Origin of the sequence: Enterobacter sp. Cy-643, from assembly GCF_011752815.1 — a bacterium.
Taxonomy (GTDB): domain Bacteria; phylum Pseudomonadota; class Gammaproteobacteria; order Enterobacterales; family Enterobacteriaceae; genus Cedecea.
Genome location: NZ_VWWV01000004.1, coordinates 254,166 through 271,748, shown reverse-complemented (window position 1 = coordinate 271,748; position 17,583 = coordinate 254,166). Strand labels below are relative to the sequence as shown.

Annotated in this window: 16 protein-coding genes; 9 read left to right on the top strand and 7 right to left on the bottom strand. The window is 57.5% G+C overall.

What is annotated here, in order from left to right; translation table 11 throughout:
- The first annotated feature begins 59 nt into the window (after positions 1–59).
- From F3J29_RS17260 to F3J29_RS17235, 6 genes are all read left to right on the top strand, one after another.
- Positions 60–2,612 carry a TonB-dependent receptor gene (locus tag F3J29_RS17260; protein ID WP_166867915.1) on the top strand — a complete coding sequence of 851 codons (2,553 nt, stop codon included), beginning with the start codon at positions 60–62 and terminating at the stop codon, positions 2,610–2,612.
- Between the two features lie 161 nt (positions 2,613–2,773).
- Positions 2,774–3,268: a sigma-70 family RNA polymerase sigma factor gene (locus F3J29_RS17255; RefSeq protein ID WP_166867913.1), complete on the top strand. Its 495-nt coding sequence runs from the start codon at positions 2,774–2,776 to the stop codon at positions 3,266–3,268.
- Positions 3,268–4,257 (top strand): FecR domain-containing protein, encoded by a 990-nt coding sequence (locus F3J29_RS17250; protein ID WP_166867911.1) that lies wholly within the window; start codon positions 3,268–3,270, stop codon positions 4,255–4,257. The genes F3J29_RS17255 and F3J29_RS17250 overlap by 1 nt, the downstream gene beginning before the upstream one ends.
- Positions 4,258–4,390: 133 nt before the next feature.
- On the top strand, positions 4,391–5,188 hold the full coding sequence (locus tag F3J29_RS17245) for an energy transducer TonB (RefSeq protein ID WP_166867909.1): 798 nt from the start codon (positions 4,391–4,393) through the stop codon (positions 5,186–5,188).
- A gap of 168 nt (positions 5,189–5,356) precedes the next feature.
- Positions 5,357–5,875, top strand: coding sequence for a phosphoribosyltransferase (locus F3J29_RS17240; protein ID WP_353620559.1), 519 nt, complete (start codon positions 5,357–5,359; stop codon positions 5,873–5,875).
- A 34-nt stretch (positions 5,876–5,909) separates the two neighbouring features.
- On the top strand, positions 5,910–6,716 hold the full coding sequence (locus F3J29_RS17235; RefSeq protein WP_166867907.1) for an HAD-IIB family hydrolase: 807 nt from the start codon (positions 5,910–5,912) through the stop codon (positions 6,714–6,716).
- A gap of 30 nt (positions 6,717–6,746) precedes the next feature.
- On the opposite strand, the gene F3J29_RS17230 is transcribed toward F3J29_RS17235, so the two are convergent.
- Positions 6,747–7,511: a DeoR/GlpR family DNA-binding transcription regulator gene (locus F3J29_RS17230; protein WP_166867905.1), complete on the bottom strand. Its 765-nt coding sequence runs from the start codon at positions 7,509–7,511 to the stop codon at positions 6,747–6,749.
- 70 nt (positions 7,512–7,581) lie between these two features.
- Entirely contained in the window at positions 7,582–8,775 is a 1,194-nt protein-coding gene (locus F3J29_RS17225) for a BaiN/RdsA family NAD(P)/FAD-dependent oxidoreductase (RefSeq protein WP_166867903.1), read from the bottom strand.
- 229 nt (positions 8,776–9,004) lie between these two features.
- Between F3J29_RS17225 and pitA the strand changes: the two genes are divergently transcribed.
- On the top strand, positions 9,005–10,501 hold the full coding sequence (pitA, locus tag F3J29_RS17220; protein WP_008458642.1) for an inorganic phosphate transporter PitA: 1,497 nt from the start codon (positions 9,005–9,007) through the stop codon (positions 10,499–10,501).
- Positions 10,502–10,576: 75 nt separating this feature from the next.
- Here pitA and uspB read toward each other — a convergent pair whose 3' ends face one another.
- Positions 10,577–10,912, bottom strand: a complete 336-nt coding sequence (gene uspB / locus F3J29_RS17215; RefSeq protein WP_008458643.1) for a universal stress protein UspB — start codon at positions 10,910–10,912, stop codon at positions 10,577–10,579.
- Between the two features lie 366 nt (positions 10,913–11,278).
- Between uspB and uspA the strand changes: the two genes are divergently transcribed.
- Positions 11,279–11,716: a universal stress protein UspA gene (uspA, locus tag F3J29_RS17210; protein WP_039298608.1), complete on the top strand. Its 438-nt coding sequence runs from the start codon at positions 11,279–11,281 to the stop codon at positions 11,714–11,716.
- A gap of 114 nt (positions 11,717–11,830) precedes the next feature.
- Here uspA and F3J29_RS17205 read toward each other — a convergent pair whose 3' ends face one another.
- The 4 genes from F3J29_RS17205 to F3J29_RS17190 form a co-directional block, all read right to left on the bottom strand.
- Positions 11,831–12,169 carry an endonuclease domain-containing protein gene (locus tag F3J29_RS17205; RefSeq protein WP_166867901.1) on the bottom strand — a complete coding sequence of 113 codons (339 nt, stop codon included), beginning with the start codon at positions 12,167–12,169 and terminating at the stop codon, positions 11,831–11,833.
- Between the two features lie 81 nt (positions 12,170–12,250).
- Entirely contained in the window at positions 12,251–13,003 is a 753-nt protein-coding gene (rsmJ, locus tag F3J29_RS17200) for a 16S rRNA (guanine(1516)-N(2))-methyltransferase RsmJ (protein WP_166867899.1), read from the bottom strand.
- 8 nt (positions 13,004–13,011) lie between these two features.
- Positions 13,012–15,054: an oligopeptidase A gene (gene prlC, locus F3J29_RS17195; protein ID WP_166867898.1), complete on the bottom strand. Its 2,043-nt coding sequence runs from the start codon at positions 15,052–15,054 to the stop codon at positions 13,012–13,014.
- Positions 15,055–15,207: 153 nt separating this feature from the next.
- A complete protein-coding gene (locus tag F3J29_RS17190) occupies positions 15,208–16,479 on the bottom strand; it encodes an acid phosphatase (RefSeq protein ID WP_166867896.1) in 1,272 nt (423 codons plus the stop codon).
- A 195-nt stretch (positions 16,480–16,674) separates the two neighbouring features.
- Here F3J29_RS17190 and F3J29_RS17185 point away from each other — a divergent pair, with 195 nt between their 5' ends.
- Entirely contained in the window at positions 16,675–17,517 is an 843-nt protein-coding gene (locus F3J29_RS17185; protein WP_166867894.1) for a 23S rRNA (adenine(2030)-N(6))-methyltransferase RlmJ, read from the top strand.
- Positions 17,518–17,583 lie beyond the last annotated feature (66 nt).

Genomic DNA, 17,583 nt, shown 5'->3' with positions numbered 1-17,583 from the left:
CAGTCTCGCGTGACCTCTCTGAAGCAGTACTTCTTGTGACTCACCTTCAGGGATACATCATGACGATAAAAAATAACGGAAAGGCTACGGCCATTTCCGACGCGAGCCAACCTGCACAGCTCCCTCGCGCCCCGCTTGCGTCCGGCATCGCCTTATCCGGCCTGCTGGCGCTGGCAACTGGTTTACCGACATTATCCTGGGCGGCAGAAGCCTCCTCAGCCGCCAGCCAGGCATTTTCCGTGCCTGCCGGGCCTTTGAGCGGCGCCCTGCAAACGCTGGCGAATGACGCCAACGTGCTGCTGGTCTTCACCCCGGATCAGACGTCCAACAAAACGACTTCAGGCCTCAAAGGGACTTATTCCGTACAAAGCGCGTTCGATCATCTGCTGGCGGGCAGCGGCCTGCAAGCCGTACGCGATGGCAATAGCTATCGGCTTGTTTCTCTTCCGGCAGCCACCGGAGAGACCGCGCCGATTGTTGTGCCGGAGCTTTCCGTGCTCAGCGGCCTGGATGACAGCGTCGTGGCCGGGCGCTCAACGCTGAAAAAAGAGAATATCGAGCGTATTCAGGCCGATAACGTCGCCGCCCTGCTGGATAAACTGCCGGGTGTTTCTTCCGCTGGTTCACCGCGTCCGGGCGGGCAAAGCCTGAATATCTGGGGCATGGGCGGCATGGAAGATATTAAAGTGACGCTGGACGGCGCGCCCAAAGGGTTTGAAAAGTACCGTCAGGGCTCGGTGTTTATCGAACCCGAACTCATCAAACAAATCGACGTGGATAAAGGCCCGTTTAACCTGGCCAACGGCAACGGCGGCTTCGGCGGCAGCATCAAAATCGTCACCAAAGACGCGGCCGACCTCTTGCAGCCCGGCGAAAACTTTGGCGGCATGCTGAAGTACGGTTTCCACACCAACGACAACCAGAATATCTACAGCGGCGCGCTGTACGGCAGAACGCCGGAAGGGTTTGCCGACGGCATGATCTACGCCAGCAAACGCGACGGCGGCAATATTACCCGCCCGGACGGCACGCATTTTGATTATTCCGCCAACCGCCAGGGCACCTGGCTGGCCAAAACCAACCTTTACCTGACCGACGCACAGACGCTGACGCTTTCAGCCATGCATTCGGAATCCACCGGCTGGCAGCCCTTCGCCGCCAAGCGGGACGACATCGCCGCCCCGAGCCAGGCGGATGTCGACAAATACGGGTTAGACGAGGCCTGGCGCAGGAAACTGGTGTACCGTAACCAGACCGACGAAAACTACTCCGTGAAGTGGAACCTGGCCCCGGCGGACAAGCCGTGGCTGGATCTGACGCTGAGCTACGCTTACTCCAAAACCAAACAGCATGATACCCGCCCCAACTCCGCCGGGGCCTCCAGCTTCCTGGGCTCGCTCGGCAATGAGAGCTGGGTGGATTACAAAGACAACCTGGTGGAGGTCAGCAACAAGAGCCGCTTCAGTACCGGGCCGGTGGATCATCTGGTAGAAATTGGCGCAAGCTGGCATAAAAACCAGCGTAATGCGCTGATGTACTATCCGGGCTACAAGAAGAACGCCGCCTACAACTACGGCTACTTCCAGCCGTATTACATGCCCGCCGGGGAGCAGCAAACGCGTGGCCTGTATCTGCAGGACAGCATGACGCTCGGCAGCGTCACCGTAACGCCGGGCGTGCGCTACGACAGCGTCACCAATACCGGCGAGCCAAACATCGCCCGGATGTACAACAGCAGCGATCCTAAAGTCGGCCACGACTACAGCAACAAAAGTTATCACGGCTTTACGCCTGCGCTTGGTCTGGTCTGGAAGGCCACGCCGAATGTGTCGCTGTTTGCCGATGTGACCCGCACATGGCGAGCACCAACCATTGATGAGCAGTACACCGTGCAGTACGCGCTGTCTAACGTGTCCGGCTCAAGCCGCGACCTGAAAGTGGAAACCATCAACAGCGTTCGCGGCGGGATGATCCTGAACTTCAATAATCTGCTGGCGGACGACGACAGCGTACAAATCCGCACCACGCTATTCCGCAACCGCGGTAAAGACGAAATATTCTACCGTCGCGGCGTGCTGTGCGAGGCGCAGTCGGTGAAAAGTGGCGCGAACTGCGGCTCTCCACTGTCGAACTACCGTAATCTGCCGGGCTACACCATTCAGGGCCTTGAGATCGAGTCGTTTTACGACAGCCGCCGCATCTTTGGCAGCTTCTCCTTCTCTACCATTCGGGGTCAGCGTGACGCCTCACCGCGCGATCCCTGGGGCAACCAAACCTGGATTGCAGAAATTCCACCGGTCACCGCCCACACTACGCTGGGCGTAAAAGCCCCGGAGTGGAACATGACGTTCGGCTGGACCATGGACATGGTACGGAAACAGGATCGCTCCCCGCAGGATGGCGACCCGTTAGCGGGCATCTGGGCGCTGCCAAAAACCAGCGGCTACGCGCTACAGGGCCTGTTTGCCTCCTGGCAGCCGGAGCAGGTGAAAGGCATGGAAGCCCGCATTGCCGTCGACAACCTGTTTAACACCGATTACTACCCGTACCTGGGTGAATCCGTCTCCGGTATCGGCCGCAACGTTAAGCTGAGCATTTCACAGAAATTCTAATACCTTACCCGCAGCGCCAGCCCTGGCGCTGCATTATGACTGCCCGCAAAAATACATTAATACCTCGCAATCTCTTGACATAAAAATACAGAAATGAAAATAATAATGATTATCATTTAAATATCATCACGCCCTGATACCGATCAATGGTGAGTCACATCATGTCCCGTTCCCAACAGGTTGCGCAGCAACTTTACTGCGACCATCAGCGCTGGCTTTACCACTGGCTTCGCAATAAAGTCGGCTGCCCGGAACAGGCGCAGGATCTGACTCAGGACACTTTTATTAATATTCTGGTCAGCCCAGACCTGGCCTCCATTCGCCAGCCGCGCCCTTTTCTTGCCACGGTCGCCAGACGGCTGATTGCCAATCATTACCGCCGCAAGAAAATCGAAGAGGCCTGGCTGGATGCGCTGGCGGCTCAGCCGGAAATGGAGCATCCGTCCCCTGAAACCCGGCTGCTGATTCTGGAAGTGCTGGAACAGATTGATGCGGCGCTGGACGGCCTGCCGCCGCAGGTAAGGGAAGCCTTTTTGCTGGCCCACCTGCAGGGGATGCGCTATTGCGATATCGCCGAGCGCCTGCGCGTTTCCAGCAGCTCCGTGAAGCAGTATCTCCAGCGCGCCAACCTGCACTGTTTCTTCGCGCTAAGCTAATGACCTCCCATCCTTTTATTGACCAAAACGGGCAAGCGATCGACCGGGACAGCGCCTGGGCCGCCGCCTCATGGCTGACGCTGATGATGTCGGACGACGTTAGCGAGCAGGATAAAATCAACTGGCAAAAGTGGCTGGCGGCCAGCGCCGAAAATCAACGCGCCTGGCAGCACGTTGAGGCCGTTTGCGCCAGTTTCCGGCAGGTTGACGGCAAACTGGCGCGGCAGAGTCTCTCTTCGTTAAAAAACAGCGGCAGACGTCGGGCGCTAAAAGGATTAGGTGCTCTGCTGCTGGTCGGTGGATCGCTGGAATGGGGGCGACAGCAGCACGGCTGGGAATCGCTCATAGCCGATTACCGCACCGGGACGGGCGAGCAGCGACAGGTTGAGCTCAGTGAAGGAAGCCGGCTGCTGCTGGACACCCAAACCGCACTGAACGTGCATTTTACCGGGCAACAGCGCCAGATTGAGCTGCTCGGCGGCGACCTGCTGATTACGACCGGGCAAAAGGAAAAGCTGGCGGCATGGCCCCGGCCTTTTAGCGTGACGACGCCACAGGGCAAAGTGCTCGCGCTGGGCACCCAATTCCGGGTAAAGCTGGAGCCGGGGCTCACCCGCGTGGCGGTTTACCACGGCGCGGTTCGCCTGTATCCGCACAGTTCGGGTCTCGCCGGAATGCAGCTCGCGGCGGGCCAGGGCGCATGGCTTAGCGAGGCTGAATCAGGAGGCCTGCACGGCGGTGAAAAGGAGCCAGGCTGGGTGCACGGCAAACTGCTGGCCGACAATATGCCGCTGGGCGATTTTCTGCGGGAAGTTAACCGGTACCGCCCCGGCATCCTGCGCTGCGACGAGAATATTGCGGCTCTGAGGCTGTCCGGCGTTTTCCCGCTGGCGGATACCGATCGGATTCTGGCTGCGTTACCCCGCGTTCTGCCTGTCAGAATAAATACGCTGTCGCGTTACTGGGTTAGCCTTTCACGCAGTGAATAATGCTTCTTGATTGAGTAATCCATGTCAGTTGTCTCGTTATTCATGACAAGCTGCCCGTCTGGGCGTTTCGCGTGTCCTCTTTCTTATCCCCACTGGAACAACAGCCTTTAGCCCGGCTGCGGAGTATTTTGTCATGCCTTCTACCCTGCCGATAAGAGAGCCATTTCCTGCCTGGTCCGACGGCCTGCCTCCCTCACGCCGCAGCATCGGACTGGTTCTGGCGCTCTTGCTGCACGCGGGCGTTTTCCTCTGGCTAACTAACCGACCCGCGCAGGAGCAGCCGGCCACCGCGCCGCCGCCCATTGCGCTGATGATCCTCCCTACAGACGATCCAGCCTCTGTTGCCACGCCAGAAAAGCAGCCCGACACGATCAAACAAATCCGGTCGGCGGCACCTCAGGAAAAGGCCGAGTCGAAAGAAGAGGTGAAAAGCGTGGAGGCACCGAATCCGGAGATCGTTGTGGCTAAAAAAATGCGCCATAAGGTCATCGCCAAATCTCAGCCGGTTAAGCCGCACGACGCGGAAGCGCCGCCAGCCCCTGCGCCACCTGCACCCGAAACTCACGCCCCAGCCAGCCACCCGCAGCAAAGCGCCGGCAGAGCAGGAAGCAGTGCGGTAAGCGCTCCCAGCCCAGGTGAAGTGAACTGGGTCGGCCTGTTGCGCCAGCGGCTCGACCGCTTCAAACGTTACCCGGCTCAGGCTTTGCGTCAGCAGGCACAAGGTGTGGTTTACCTGAGCCTGACGCTGAACAGAGAGGGTCAGGTCCTCAGCGTAACGCTGGAAAGAAGCAGCGGCACGTCAACGCTGGATCGGGAAGCCCTTGCCCTACCGGCTCGCGCGGTACCGCTACCCGCTCCCACGGACGATATCGCGCCAGGCCAGTCGCAAATCACCCTCACGCTGCCGATCCGCTTCGATCTCCGCCAGTAGATCCCTTTGCTCAATGCTCGGTAATGCAGCATTGAGCATATCCCGCCTGCACGATCGTTTTAGATCACAAAAAACACGCTATCATCACGCTAATGTTGCACAATCGAGCATTCGATCTTATTTTAACCGAGCAACAACGAGCAGTGACATTTTAGCGAGGACGCAGCAGTGGAAAACAATCATGTAGGACAGATCGTGCTGAATGAGTCGACGATTGCCGATGGCGTCACCAAAGTCGCCAGGCAGTTGAATTGTCGCTATCACGAAGCGGTGGTGATCGCGGTCGTACCCGGTGGGATCCTGTTTACCGCCGACCTGGTCAGGCAGTTAACTTTCGATATTTCAATGGACTATATTTCCTGCCCGCACACGCCCGGCGACAGAAATAACTGCTCCACCATCGTTTACCACGACAATATTGGCATCAGGGGGAAAGACGTTATCCTGGTGGATGACGCCATTGAGTCAGGCGGCACCATGAAGCGTCTGGTCGAGCATTTAATCGAACATTACGCCCCGAAATCGCTCTCCATCGCCACCTTATTTGTGAAGCCTGGCCGCGTGGAGATCCCCGTCGAGCAATGTTATGCCTGGATCATGGACAACGACGATCTGCTCATTGGCTACGGCATGCCCTGGCAAAACAAGTATCGCAACCTGCCCTTCGTTTCAAAACTAAAAACATAAACGCCTACAGAACACTTACCGATGGGATAACAACATGATAAAGCTAATTATTACCGACCTGGACGGCACTTTTCTCAATAGCCACGGCGACTATGACCGTAAATTATTTGCCCAGACTCACCGCTTAATGGCCGAGCAAGGCGTTCATTTTGCCGCCTGTACCGGCAAGCAGTGCCAGCGGGTGGAAGAGCTGTTCGCCGATTACCGCGAGGATTTATGGATCGTCGGCGACAGCGCCACGCGCATTAAAAGGAACGGCGAATATGTCTACGAATCGCTTATCAATAATGCGCTTGGATTACGCATTATCGACACGCTGGAGGCCGCCAGCCACAGCCACGTGATTGTTGCCTGCGGCAGCGAAAGCGCGTTTATTCGCAAAGACGTGCCGCAGCGGCTGCAGGACAAAATGCGCCAGTCCTACGCCAGCCTGGCGCAGGTGGACTCTTTTGCCGAACTCGAATGTGATTTCGTGAAGATCAGCGTCTATGACGAAGCCGGAAACTGCCCCCGGACTCGCCCGGTGCTTAAGCCGTTTGAGCAGGATGTCTACATCGTGGTGTCCGAAGCGGCGTGGATAGATATTGCGAACTATGGCGTGCATAAAGGGACAACGGTACAAAGGCTCCAGCAGCTACTGAACGTCAGCCCGGCGGAGACTCTCGCCTTTGGCGACGGCTATAATGATCTGGAACTGCTGGCTCAGGCGGAATACAGCTTCGCGATGCGTAATGCGTTTGAAGAGACAAAGGCCGCGGCCCGATTTATTACCGGCAGCAATGATGAAAGCGCGGTCCAGCACACGATAAAAAGCCTGATGGCGCTGCAAAGTAAAGTCTGAAGTAGGGCGGGATCGTCGCCGCCCGTTTCGCTAGCCCGCGATTTCAATCCGCAGGTTAACGCCGCCGAAATCAGCAATTTTGGTTTCGGCGCTCACCACCGCAATATCAATATCTTCGCAGGGTGCTACTTTATAGCGAGCCACCTGGGACATCTTATTGGCCGTCACGGCGGCGATCACCTCATTACTCTGGCTCAGCACTTCGCGCTTAAAACAGGCATCTTCGTAATACACCGCGCTCAGGCCGGCCTGCGGATCCAGCCCGCACACGCCGATAAAGGTCTGGTCGAAAACCATGCCGCGCAGCTGATTTACCGTGTCGGAACCCAGCGTGCTGCCGGTCAGCGGGTTAACTTTTCCGCCCAAGAGAATAAGCTCGCCGCGCGTGCGCCCGCTTAGCGCGGCAGCAATCTGCGGGGAATTGGTGACAATCGTGAGATCCAGCTCTTCGGGGATAAACTCCACCATCGCCAGATAGGTTGAGCCGGCATCGAGAAACACGCAGGTGTTGGCTTTGAGCATCCCGGCGCACTTTCGCGCCACCTGAGACTTCTCACCTACATCCTGCGATACGCGGGTTTCGAAGCTGGCGGACTGCTGGAACTGGCTGATGGCACCACCATAGACCTTTTTGCACAGGCCGCGACGCGCCAGCTCCTGCAGATCCCGGCGAATGGTATGTTCGGACACGCCCAGCTTCCGCGCCACATCGGCCCCGATCACCCTGCCCGTTTCGGTCAGGATCTGGTGGATCATCGCCTGGCGCTGTTCAGGCAATGCGTCATAATCTGTCACGTTTAGCCCTCAAATAGCTGCAATAGTGCATAACATATCACAATCTATCATCGCAGCCGAAAAGCGCGGGCTAGCCCTCAACCAGCGCCTGCGCGCACGCCCAGGCGGAGCTCCAGGCCCACTGGAAGTTATAGCCGCCCAGCCAGCCGCTGACGTCCATCACTTCGCCGATAAAATAGAGGCCAGGGGCTTTTTTGGCTTCCATGGTGCGGGAGGAAAGTTCGTTGGTATCCACGCCGCCGAGGGTCACTTCCGCCGTGCGATAGCCTTCGGTGCCGTTGGGCTGAACGCGCCAGCATTGTAGGGTGTCTACCAGCTCGCTTTGCTGGCGGCTGTTGAGCTGCTTCAGCGTCACGTCCGGGATTTGCTGCAGCTGCTGCAGGCATTCCACCAGCCGCTTGGGCAGTACCATCGCCAGCGTGTTTTTCAGGCTCTGATTTGGATGCGCGTTACGCTGCTCGTGAATAAAACCGTCCAGATCGGTGTCCGGGAGCAGGTTGACGCTGACGAATTCACCCGGCTGCCAGTAGCTGGAAAGCTGCAGAACGGCGGGGCCGGACAGGCCGCGATGGGTAAACAGCAGGCTTTCACGGAAGCTGACGCCGTTTTCTGCCGTAATGACGGACGGCACCGAGACGCCGGACAGCACCTGCAGCTGTTCGAGCAAAGGCTTATGCAGCGTGAACGGCACTAGACCCGCGCGGGTCGGCAATACCTTCAGGCCAAACTGTTCGGCGACTTTATAGCCGAATGGCGTCGCACCCAGCCCCGGCATCGACAGACCGCCGCTGGCGATAACCAGTTTCGCGCCCTGCACGCTGCCGCCGTTTAGCTGCAGGGTGTAACCCTGCTCGTCGCGTTCAATACTCAGCACTTCGCTGCGTAGGCGCATTGTTACTTTGCCTTTCTCGCATTCAGCCACCAGCATATCGACTACCTGCTGGGCAGAATCGTCGCAGAACAGCTGGCCAAGCGTTTTCTCGTGCCAGGCGATGCCGTGCTTGCCCACCATGTCGATAAAGTCCCACTGGGTGTAACGCGCCAGCGCAGATTTACAGAAATGCGGGTTCTGGCTCAGATACGCCGCAGGCTCGACATAAAGGTTGGTAAAGTTGCAGCGTCCGCCGCCTGACATCAGGATTTTACGGCCCGGTTTTTTGCCATTATCAATCAGCAATACGCGGCTGCCCGCCTGCCCGGCAACCGCCGCACAAAACATTCCCGCTGCACCCGCACCTATAATAATGGCATCAAACTTTTCCACGACCGACTCCCGACTATGCTTAAGGCAACGGATTGTAAAGACCTGAGGCTGGTCGCACCAGCTTTAAGGTGGATAACAAATGCAGGTGATTGATAAACAAAATGTAAATCATTCCACCCGTGCGCCAGATGGCGACTAAAATCAAAAAAAGTCCAGATTTCACTTTGCCGCGGTAGAGGTTGTCTTACATAATGCGCCGCGTTCATGTCCTCAAAATGGCGTAACGTCTATGCTACATTTGTTTGCCGGCCTGGATCTTCACACCGGGCTTTTACTTTTGCTTGCTCTGGCATTTGTGCTGTTCTACGAAGCTATTAATGGTTTCCACGATACGGCCAACGCAGTAGCAACGGTAATTTATACCCGCGCTATGCGATCGCAACTTGCGGTGGCAATGGCTGCGTTGTTTAACTTCTTCGGCGTTCTGCTCGGTGGGCTGAGCGTAGCCTATGCCATTGTGCATATGCTGCCTACAGATCTGCTGTTAAACGTAGGGTCTTCTCATGGTCTCGCCATGGTCTTCTCTATGTTACTGGCCGCTATTATCTGGAACCTCGGCACCTGGTATTTTGGTCTGCCGGCCTCCAGCTCCCATACGCTTATCGGTGCCATCATCGGTATCGGTTTGACCAACGCGCTGCTGACCGGCACCTCGGTTGTCGACGCGCTGAATATCCCGAAAGTGATTGGGATCTTCGCTTCCTTAATTCTGTCCCCGATTGTCGGGCTGGTAATTGCCGGTGGGTTGATTTTCCTGCTGCGCCGTTACTGGAGCAACACCAAGAAAAAGCAGCGTATTCACCTGACGCCTGCGGAACGTGAAAAGCAAGACGGCAAGAAAAAACCGCCTTTCTGGACGCGTATCGCGCTGATTCTGTCCGCTATCGGCGTGAGTTTCTCTCACGGCGCTAACGACGGCCAGAAAGGCATCGGTCTGATTATGCTGGTGCTGATTGGCGTCGCGCCGGCGGGCTTCGTGGTTAACATGAATGCTTCCGGCTACGAAATCACCCGTACTCGCGATGCGGTGAACAACGTCGAAACGTTCTTCCAGCAACGTCCTGACCTGCTGAAGAAAGCCACCGGCTCGGAACAGCTGATCCCTTCTCCGGAAGCGGGCGCAACTGAACCGGCTCAGTTCCACTGCCACCCGGCCAACGCGATTAACGCGCTGGATCGCGCGAAGCTGATGCTGACGGATATCGAAAGCTACGACAAGCTCAGCATTGAGCAGCGTAGCCAGCTGCGTCGCATTATGCTGTGCATCTCCGACACCACCGATAAAGTGGCGAAGCTGCCGGAAGTGAGCGCGGACGACCAGCGCCTGCTGAAGAAACTGAAAGGCGACATGCTTAGCACCATCGAGTACGCGCCGGTCTGGATTATTCTGGCGGTGGCTCTGGCTCTTGGTCTGGGTACAATGATCGGCTGGCGTCGCGTGGCGACCACCATCGGTGAGAAGATCGGTAAGAAAGGCATGACCTATGCGCAAGGGATGTCCGCGCAGATGACGGCCGCTGTTTCTATCGGTCTGGCGAGCTACACCGGGATGCCGGTTTCCACCACCCACGTGCTCTCTTCCTCCGTGGCGGGGACAATGATCGTGGACGGCGGCGGCCTGCAGCGTAAGACGGTAACCAATATCCTGATGGCGTGGATATTTACCCTACCGGCTTCGATTCTGCTCTCCGGCGGGCTGTACTGGATTGCGCTGCGCTTCGTGTAAGCGGCAGCCAAAGAAAAAGCGGGTCAGGAAACTGGCCCGCTTTTTTTATGCTTATCCATAATGCTGCCCTACAAACTAGTGCCAGATAATTAATCCAATCAGGCTAATCACCACCAGACCACACAGCGAGCTCGTCAGAATAAACTGGCGGCGAAGACGCTCACAGCGGCGAATAAACTCTTCATCATGATGATCGACATAGCGCTGGCCGTAGATATAACGTACCAGCCTGACCTGCTTGCTGGGTTGACCATGTGAGGTGAAAAAACCGCCGCCATCAACGTATTGATACAGCAGCGGATCGCACCCGCGCAGCACCACCAGTAACGCGCGCAGTGAAGAGTAATAGCGCGCCATATTCACGACACAAACTACACAAAGCGCCCAGAACAGCGCGACGGTGCTGATCATGTACCCCTCCCGGCGAAGCCCTCGAAGCCTTTGCTTCGGGACAACCGCTCTCCCCGAAAACCCTGTCAGACAATACTGCAACGAATAACCGATACAGGTCACAGATCTCTTCCCGCCCGGCTCATTTAATAGTGTAGGAGATCCCTTAATTTTTTTACCACCGCGTTAATCTTTATCAAAGTGGCCGCATTCATTTTTCGCTTGAATGTGATTAAGGGATAGCGCATTGTCGGGCAGAGAAATGCTCGATAACAGCGAAATACCATCTACAATTGAAGTCTTTAGATCGGGTAACCGTCGCTCATGCCGCTACGGTTTAAAAGATGACGGCGAGAGTCATCGATAACTTATGGAAGGAGTAACATTATGGCTTATAAACACATTCTGATCGCGGTTGACCTCTCCCCTGAGAGTAAAGTCCTGGTAGAAAAAGCCGTCTCCATGGCTCGGCCTTACAACGCGAAAGTTTCCCTGATTCATGTCGATGTGAATTACTCCGATCTGTATACCGGGCTGATTGATGTCAATCTGGGCGATATGCAGAAACGCATTTCCGAAGAGACTCACCACGCGCTCACCGAACTGTCTACCGGGGCAGGTTACCCGATTACCGAAACCCTTAGCGGCAGCGGCGATCTGGGCCAGGTGCTGGTTGATGCCATTAAAAAATACGATATGGATTTAGTGGTTTGTGGTCATCACCAGGATTTCTGGAGCAAGCTGATGTCCTCTGCGCGCCAGCTGATCAATACCGTGCATGTGGATATGCTGATTGTTCCGCTGCGTGATGACGAAGACGAGTAACCGTCTTTATTGCCCCTCACCCTAGCCCTCTCCCCAAAGGGGAGAGGGGACTCGATAGTGCACAATCCTTTGATTTCCCCCCTCTCCCTTCCAGGGAGAGGGCCGGGGTGAGGGTCACAGCTCACTCAAATCCTGCAGAATCACCATCAACACCCCCTCCTGATTCTCTCGCAGCTCGTTATTCCAGAACCGCCTCACTCGCCACCCTTGCTCATTGAGGTACTTCGTTCTTCGCTCATCGTAACCTCTTTGCACCTCATGCTGCCCACCGTCCAGTTCGATCACCAGCCGCGCAGCACAGCAGGCAAAATCAACGATATAAGCGCCAACAGGATGCTGACGGCTAAACTTATACGCGGCAAAACGCCTGCTGCGGAGTTGATACCACAGCAAGTTCTCTTCGGGAGTCATCTGGTGCCTGAGCTGGCGGGCATAACGTCGGATCGGCTGCATGGCATACAACATGCCAATGCAGCCGTAAAGTTGCGAGGGGAAGCAATCTCTTCTGCGAGGCACTTTCCAGCGTTTTCGTAATTACTCCGGCGTCCCGGCATAAATATCAAACCGATGCCCTTTGGTCACCACCGCATTCTGCGTGGCGACGTCGGCCAGCGGCGGCGCGTAGTCCGGGCGCTTCACAACGACTCTTTTCTTCGCGAGCGATCTGGCCGGGGCAAGCAGCCCGTCCGCATCTTGATCCGGCCCCACCAGCGACTGGAAAACGCGCATCTCTTTCTTCACCAGCGCGCTCTTTTGTTTATGGGGGAACATCGGGTCGAGATACACCACATCCGGCCTCGGCGTAATATCGCTGAGCGCCGTCAGGCTTGAGGCATGAATCAGCTGTAATCGCTCCTGCAGCCAGCCGCCGATTTCAGGATCTTCGTAGCCACGCCGCAGGCCGTCATCCAGCAACGCGGCAACCACCGGATTGCGCTCCAGCATCCGCACGCGGCAGCCGACGGACGCCAGCACAAAGGCATCTCGCCCTAACCCAGCCGTCGCGTCAACCACATCCGGCAGATAGCTGCCCTTCACGCCCACGGCTTTTGCTACCGCTTCGCCACGCCCGCCGCCAAACTTACGGCGGTGCGCCATCGCGCCGGAGGCAAAATCAACAAAAATACCGCCTAATTTTGGCTCGTCGCGTTTGCGTAGTTCCAGCCTCTCAGGCGTCAGCACCAGCGCCATCTGCGCCTCTGCATCATGCTCGAGCTGCCAGCGGCTGCTCAAAACAGATAAGGCGCCGGAGTCGGCGCCTGCTTCAGTCAGTAAACAGATTTTCACGTGGTGGCTTAACCCTGAATACCGTAGTGATCCAGCATCGCGTCCAGCTGCGGCTCGCGCCCACGGAAGCGTTTGAACAGCTCCATCGGCTCTTCCGAACCGCCACGGGTCAGGATGTTGTCGAGGAACGACTGGCCGGTTTCACGGTTGAAAATGCCTTCTTCTTCGAAGCGAGAGAACGCGTCCGCCGCCAGCACGTCGGCCCACAGGTAGCTGTAGTAACCCGCCGCGTAACCGCCGGCAAAGATGTGGCTGAAGGCGTGCGGGAAGCGGCCCCAGCTCGGTCCAGGCACTACGGCAACCTGTTTCTTAATTTCGGCCAGCGTCTGCAGCACTTTCGCCCCCTGCTCAGGGTTGAATTCCGCGTGCAGGCGGAAGTCGAACAGGCCGAACTCCAGCTGACGCAGAATAAACAGCGCCGCCTGGTAGTTTTTCGCCGCCAGCATTTTTTCCAGCAGCTCAACAGGCAGAGATTCACCGGTTTCATAGTGGCCGGAGATAAACGCCAGCGCTTCCGGTTCCCAGCACCAGTTTTCCATAAACTGGCTCGGCAGCTCGACCGCATCCCACGGCACACCGTTAATACCGGACACGCCTGCGGTTTCGATTTTGGTCAGCATATGGTGCAGACCGTGACCGAACTCATGGAACAGGGTGATCACTTCATCGTGGGTAAACAGCGCAGGTTTGCCGTTCACCGGGCGGTTGAAGTTACAGGTCAGATAGGCCACCGGTTTTTGCAGCGAGCCATCGGCGCGGCGCATTTTGCCCACGCAATCATCCATCCACGCCCCGCCGCGTTTGTGCTCGCGAGCGTAAAGGTCAAGATAGAAGCTACCGCGCAGTTCGCCCTGGTCGTCATACAGCTCGAAGAAGCGCACGTCCGGGTGCCAGACGTCGATATCTTTCCGCTCTTTGGCGGTGATGCCGTAGATGCGCTTCACGACTTCGAACAGGCCGTTCACCGCGCGCTCTTCCGGGAAGTACGGGCGCAGCTGTTCGTCGCTGATGCTGTAGAGATGCTGTTTCTGTTTTTCGCTGTACCAGGTGATGTCCCACGGCTCCAGCGCTTCCACGCCGTAATGCTCTTTCGCATAGGCGCGCAGCTGAGCCAGCTCGGCTTCACCCTGCGGGCGGGCACGTTTGGCCAGATCGGACAGAAACTCCAGCACCTGCTGCGGATTTTCCGCCATTTTGGTGGCCAGCGATTTTTCCGCGTAGTTGTCAAAGCCCAGCAGCTGAGCCAGCTCGTGGCGCAGCGCCAGAATCTCTTCCATCACCGGGGTGTTATCCCACTTCCCGGCATTCGGGCCCTGGTCAGAAGCGCGCGTGGAATAGGCGCGGTACATCTCTTCCCGCAGCGCACGGTTGTCGCAGTAGGTCAGCACCGGCAGGTAGCTTGGGATATCCAGGGTCAGCAGCCAGCCGTCTTGCTCTTTGGCTTCCGCCTGAGCGCGCGCTGCGGCTAAGGCGCTTTCCGGCATTCCGGCAAGCTCGGCTTCGTCAGTAATCAGTTTGCTCCAGCCCATGGTGGCATCGAGCACGTTGTTGCTGTAGGTGGACCCCAGCTCGGAGAGGCGGGCGGAGATCTCCCCGTAGCGCTGCTGTTTGTCTTTTGGCAGACCAATCCCGGACAGCTCGAAGTCGCGCAGCGCGTTATCCACCGCTTTCTTCTCGGCGACGCTCAGGCTGGCATAGTTCGCCCCGTCGCGCAGGTCGCGGTAGGCGTTATAGAGCCCTTCGTGCTGGCCAACCCAGGTGCTGTATTCGGACAGCAGCGGCAGCGTCTGCTCATAGGCCTCACGCAGCTCCGGGCTGTTCTGTACCGAGTTCAGATGGCTGACCGGGGAGAACAGGCGGCCCAGGCGATCGTCCACTTCCGCCAGCGGCTGCACCAGGTTCTGCCAGCTATAAGGCGCGCCCTGCGCAACCACGCTTTCTACCGCCGCCCGGCAGTCGGCCAGCGCTTTAGTCACGGCCGGAACAACATGCTCAGGTTTGATGGCGGAAAACGGCGGCAGCTCAAAAGAGGTCAGTAAAGGATTGGTCATAAGCGCGTTCCTGATTAAAAGGGAGAGAGAAGCGCTCAAGCGGCGCTTTGTGCATGGAGTCTAGCATGGGGTTAAGTGTAGCGAATTTCAATCCCGGGCGTTGCGCTGTGGTCGCCGGGAAAGGGGGCAGCAGGTGCTGCCCCGGGCGGTCAATCAGTGGGATTTCGCGGCCATTGCGTAGGCCGCGGGCAGGTTCAGACGCTGCCAGAACTGCTGATCTGCCGTCGTGCCGGACAGCGGGTAGCCCGCAGGCAGCGCGGTTTTCACCATCAGGTCGCGGCGCTGGGCGGCGGAAAGCTTAGGCAGCGCGGCTTCCAGCAGAACTTCCGCCCCTTGCGGCACTTTCAGGGCTTGCTTCTCGCCCTTCTGCTGCGGCAGGTCGTAAGTCATGGTGAAGCGGTAAAGTTCTTTCATCGCCGGGGCGCGATAAGGATCGTCTTTCGCGGAAGATTTCGCACATTCAGCCAAAGTAGTGCCGCACTCTTTTTCCAGCGCGGTACGCAGCTGATCGCGAGCTTCGTTAAACAACGCGCGGTATTTCGGGTCGTTCAGGTAGTTGGCGACATTGCGCTGCGCCACCATGCGGGAGCCCATCACGTCCAGCGGGTAATGCACGCCCAGCACAATGCGCGAGTAACCGTAACGCGCGCCGCGCTCAACCAGAGCTTCAAAGCGCTCCGGCACCATTTCGGCCATCAGCAGCGCGTCGGTGTAGCCGGTGTTGGTGTGGCCGCTTGGGAAGGAGCCGCCGTCTGCGGTGTACGGTTTGTTGTCTTTAATCACCACATCGTCCGGCACGAGGTGAATGGTGTTGCCCTGGATCAGGAACGGACGCGGGTTATTGAAGTGCTTCTTCGCTGCGCTGGTGCTGACTTCGGAGGCTTTAATCAGCGCCGCGGCTTTGCTCAGCTCACCTTTATCGTAGGCGGCCAGGAAGGCTTTCCCCAGACGCGGCCCCATGGCATCGCTCAGGAAATAAAGGTGGTTGATGCCCTCGGCATCCGCCAGCGCCTGATGGCGGGTCGTCTGTACGGCATTCAGGTTGATGTTGGTGACCGTGTCCAGGTTCTGCTTAATCACAGGCTCCGGCAGTTTGCTGAACGCGGAAAGCAGCTCGATGCCCGCTTTCTGGTTGGCTTTGGTCTGGAAGTCATAGCCGCTCGCTTTCAGCCAGGCGGTATCCGCCAGCTTTTTGCTTTGCTTCGCTTTATCCAGCTGGTCGCGGGTCAGTTTATCCGCATCGCCTTTCAGGGCAGCGCGCAGCCCCGCCAGAGACTGCATTTCAATCTCATCAAACGCCTGGCTGCTGTTTGCCGGCGTGACGCTATTGGCTATCGCCGCGGCCTGAGGAAGAGACACATCTTTCGCCAGCGCGGGCAGAGAGACGGCTAACGCGGCGGCCAGCACAGAAATACGAAGTTTCATTATTTTTCCTTTTATTCAAACGATTACCTTGCCTGGCAGCGACGCTATCCTGGTGATTTGACATTTTTATGACACCGTTATGTTTTGAAACGCTTTCTCCCCAACTGAAACAGCGCCGCGCCCGGGCGGTAATCCGCCGCAATCTGCGGTAAACTGTGGGAAATTTGTTTTCTTATTTGCGGAACACCATCCCTCATGCTCAGCTATCGCCACAGCTTTCACGCCGGTAACCATGCCGACGTACTAAAACACACCGTTCAAAGCCTGATTATTGAATCGCTTAAAGAGAAGGAGAAACCGTTTCTCTATCTCGACACTCACGCAGGCGCCGGTCGTTACCAGCTGAGCAGCGAACATGCGGAGCGCACCGGCGAGTATCTGGAAGGTATCTCCCGCATCTGGCAGCAGGACGATTTGCCTGCCGAACTGGAAGCCTATATTGGCGCGGTGAAGCATCTGAACCGCAGCGGCAACCTGCGTTATTACCCTGGCTCTCCGTTGATTGCCCGCCACCTGCTGCGCGAGCAGGATAGCCTGCAGCTGACCGAACTGCATCCGTCCGACTTCCCGCTGCTGCGCTCTGAGTTCCAGAAAGACGACCGGGCCCGCGTCGAGCGCGCCGACGGCTACCAGCAGCTGAAAGCCAAGCTGCCGCCGGTTTCCCGTCGCGGCCTGATCCTCATCGACCCACCGTATGAGATCAAAACCGACTACCAGGACGTGGTGAAAGGGATTGCCGAAGGTTATAAGCGCTTTGCCACAGGCACCTACGCGCTGTGGTACCCGGTGGTGCTGCGTCAGCAAATCAAACGCATGATCCGCGACCTGGAAGAGACCGGCATCCGCCGCATCCTGCAGATCGAGCTGGCGGTTCGCCCGGACAGCGACCAGCGGGGCATGACGGCTTCAGGCATGATTGTGATTAACCCGCCGTGGAAGCTGGAACAGCAAATGGCGAACGTGCTGCCGTGGCTGCACAAAAAGCTGGTGCCAGCGGGCACCGGTTCCACCACGCTGAGCTGGATTGTGCCGGAATAAGAACGCTAGCCCCCCGATAATTCGAGCTGCAGCCAACCGCGCTACAGCTTGAAGTATGACGTGGCT